Source organism: Micromonospora sp. 4G55, assembly GCF_016803375.1.
The window spans coordinates 1-3,359 of sequence record NZ_JAEVHN010000659.1 but is presented as its reverse complement, the minus strand read 5'-3'; the positions used below and the strand labels follow the sequence as shown (position 1 = coordinate 3,359).

Genomic DNA, 3,359 nt, shown 5'->3' with positions numbered 1-3,359 from the left:
AGAAGGTCACCGCTGAAGGTTAGCGCCGCGCGTCGACCGCGGGCAGCCCGAGGCCGCGCGGCCGCGCTCCCCCGGTCGGAGCGCGCGGCCGAGGGGCGTCGCCGGGAGCGGGCCGGGTCACAGCGGTGGGGCGGCCTCTTCCGGGGGCTTGCCCCGGGCGCGACACGCGTCGGCCACCGCCACCCCGACCAGCACCACCGGCTGCGAGCGACGCCGGGACCAGGGGCACGGTGTGCACCAGCACCGGCGTCAGCGCGAGCAGGATCCCGGCCGCGATCCAGCGCGACGGCGACACTCGGCCGAACACCTCGTACTCGAAGCGGGCCCGCCCGGCGAGGAAGAGCAGCGGCCCGCCCAGGATCATCGCCACCCAGGCCGCCTCGGGGCGGTTCAGCGGATGCTCCACGGTCAGCTCGTGGCCGATCGCGGTCGCCACGAGGCCCACCACCATCACCAGGTGGGTGTCGGCGGCGGATCGGCCGGTGCGTGCCGGATGGCGGGACCTCGTCACCGCCTCGGCCAGGATCTGCCCGGCCCGCTGCACGTAGATCCGCCAGAGCAGCACCGAGGTCAGGATCGCCACCGCGAACGCCGCTGTCCGCGCCGGGGTCATCATCACGCTGCTGTACGTCAGTCCGATGATCAGGATCATCTCGCCCAGCGCGATCATGAAGAACTGCTGGTAACGCTCGGCCAGGTGTTCCCCGGCGACCTGCCACTGGTTCACCTTGGACCGGCCCAGCCCGGGCACGGGCCAGCCGAACCGGGCGGCGAGGTATTCCAGCGCGAGCGCCAGCGTCCAGAGCGCCACTCGGGCGTTGGTCGGCAGCAGCGCGCCGGTCAACCAGAGCACGCCGGTCGTGCTGAAGACGATCAGCATCCGCAGCTTCAGCTGGCGGTACCGGTGCTGGCCCAACGCCAGCAGCAGAATGGCCGGCCGGGAGACCTGCACCACCACGTACGCCAGCGCGAACACCAGCCCGGTCTGACTGAACGCCCGGGGGACCGCCACCCCCATCACTAGGCTGCCCACCAGCGCGATGGCCACGATGAGCTGGAGCCAGGCGTCGTGCGGATCGTAGCGACTGGTCGTCCACGCGGTGCCCTGCCAGACCGCCCAGAGCGCGAGGAGCAGCAGCAGCGTCTTGCCGCCCCCGGTCGCCGGCGACCAGCCCTCGGTGCCGCCCACCTCCAGGGCGAGGTCCTCGAACGCGCGGAACGAGATCCGGGTCAGCGCGAACACGTACACCAGGTCGAAGAAGAGCTCCAGGAACGTCGCCCGCTGCGGGGCACCGGTGACCTGCAACCGCGGTCTGCCACCATCCTCGGCCGTCATGGCCGCTGGTGCCCGTCGCCGCAGCTCACCTGGCGTTCATAACATCCCGGCCAGCCGTCACGGCGGATAACGCCCGGACCGCGCTCTTGTCCCCGCCAGGTGCAGCGGGCACGATCGACCGGATGACGAACCGATGGGGCATGACGGTGCCGTTGGGCGGCGTCCCGCTCGCCGACCACGCCGCGGTCTACGCGGCCCTCGACCGGGCCGGGTTCACCGACGTCTGGTCCTCGGAGGTCAACGGCGCCGACGCGTTCACCCCGCTCGCCCTCGCCGCCGCCTGGCAGCCGCGGCTGCGCCTCGGCACCGCGATCGCCCCGGTCTTCACCCGAGGGCCTGGGCTGCTGGCGATGAGCGCCGCCGCGCTCGCCGAGGCCGCCCCGGGGCGCTTCGCGCTGGGCATCGGCGCCTCCTCGCCGGTGCTGGTCGACGACTGGAACGCGATTCCGTTCACCGAGCCGTTCCGGCGTACCCGGGACGTGCTGCGCCTCCTCAAGACGGCGCTGGGCGGGGAGACGGTGGACGGGGCGTTCGACACCTTCGCCGTCCGCCGGTTCAGCCTCGAACGCCCGCCGGCGGTGCCGCCGCCGGTGCTGCTGGCCGCCCTGCGCCCCGGGATGCTCCGGCTGGCCGCCGCGGAGGCCGACGGGGTGATCCTCAACTGGCTCGCCGCCGACGACGTGCCGAAGGCCCTCGCCGAGCTGGGCGGACGCGGCCCCGGCTTCGAGGTGGTCGCCCGGATCTTCGTCTGCCCCACCGAGGACGCCGGCTACGCCCGCACCCTGGGCCGGCGGCTGATCACCAGCTACCTGACCGTGCCGGCGTACGCCGAGTTCCACCGCTGGCTGGGCCGGGAGAGCGCGCTCGGCCCGATGTGGACGGCCTGGGCCGCCGGAGACCGGCGGGGCGCCGGCGCGGCCGTGCCCGACGAGGTGGTCGACGCGCTGGTGCTGCACGGCTCGTCGGAGCGGTGCCGCGCTGAGGTGCGCCGCTACGCCGAGGCGGGGGTGGACGTGCCGGTGCTCGCGCTGCTGCCCACCCCGGAGTTGACGTCCGGTGGCGCCGCCGCGCTGGGCGACCTGATCGCCCGGCTCGGGCCGGCGGGGGAGGAGCGGGCGTGAACCTGACCGACCGGGTGGCGGTGATCACCGGAGCGGCCGGCGGCATCGGGTCGGCGCTGGCGCGCCGGTTCGCCGCCGAGGGCGCGGCGGCGTTGGTGCTGGCCGACCTGGACGCCACCGCCACCGGCGCGGTGGCCGAGAGCGTCGGCCCGATCGCCCGGGCCGTCGCCGTGGACGTCACCGACGAGGACCAGGTCCGCGAGCTGGTCGCCGACACCGAGCGACGGTACGGCCGGATCGACCTGTTCTGCGCCAACGCGGGCGTGGCCACCGGCGGGGGCGTGGAGGCGACCGACGCCGACTGGGACCGGTCCTGGCGGGTCAACGTGCTGTCCCACGTGTACGCCGCCCGCGCGGTGCTGCCCGCGATGCTGGCCCGGGGTGAGGGCTACCTGCTGCACACCTGCTCGGCGGCCGGGGTGCTGACCGCGGTGGGCGACGCTCCGTACACCGCCACGAAGCACGCGGCGGTCGGGTTCGCCGAGTGGTTGGCGATCACCTACCGCGACCAGGGCGTCCGGGTCAGCGCGCTCTGCCCGCAGGGGGTGGACACGCCGATGCTCGCCGACGGGCTGGCCGCCGGCCACCTCGGCGCCCGGGTGATCGCGGCCTCCGGCGCGGTGCTCACCCCCGATCAGGTGGCCGACGCGGCCATCGCCGGGCTGGCCGAGGAGCGCTTCCTGATCCTGCCGCACCCCGAGGTCGCCGCGTACGCCCTGCGCCGCGCCCAGGACCCCGACGGCTGGCAGGCCGGCCTGCGCAAACTCGTCCGCCGCCTCCGCGGCGGCGCCGGTCAGTCGGAGCCGCCCCCACCGCCACCCCCGCCGGCCGCGTCGCCGTAGGCGCTGTTCTCCAGGATCGCCGCGGAGTGCCGGTCGACCGGGTCGTGGCCCCGCTCGAAG

3 protein-coding genes are annotated in these 3,359 nt (G+C 75.0%); 2 read left to right on the top strand and 1 reads right to left on the bottom strand.

Going from position 1 to position 3,359, the window contains the following annotated elements:
- Positions 1-19 precede the first annotated feature (19 nt).
- Positions 20-1,306, bottom strand: a complete 1,287-nt coding sequence (locus JNW89_RS31850) for a low temperature requirement protein A (RefSeq protein WP_238451878.1) — start codon at positions 1,304-1,306, stop codon at positions 20-22.
- Positions 1,307-1,476: 170 nt separating this feature from the next.
- Here JNW89_RS31850 and JNW89_RS31845 point away from each other — a divergent pair, with 170 nt between their 5' ends.
- Positions 1,477-2,457, top strand: a complete 981-nt coding sequence (locus tag JNW89_RS31845) for an LLM class F420-dependent oxidoreductase (RefSeq protein WP_238451879.1) — start codon at positions 1,477-1,479, stop codon at positions 2,455-2,457.
- Positions 2,454-3,299, top strand: coding sequence for an SDR family oxidoreductase (locus tag JNW89_RS31840; RefSeq protein WP_238451877.1), 846 nt, complete (start codon positions 2,454-2,456; stop codon positions 3,297-3,299). The genes JNW89_RS31845 and JNW89_RS31840 overlap by 4 nt, the downstream gene beginning before the upstream one ends.
- The last annotated feature ends 60 nt before the right edge of the window (positions 3,300-3,359 follow it).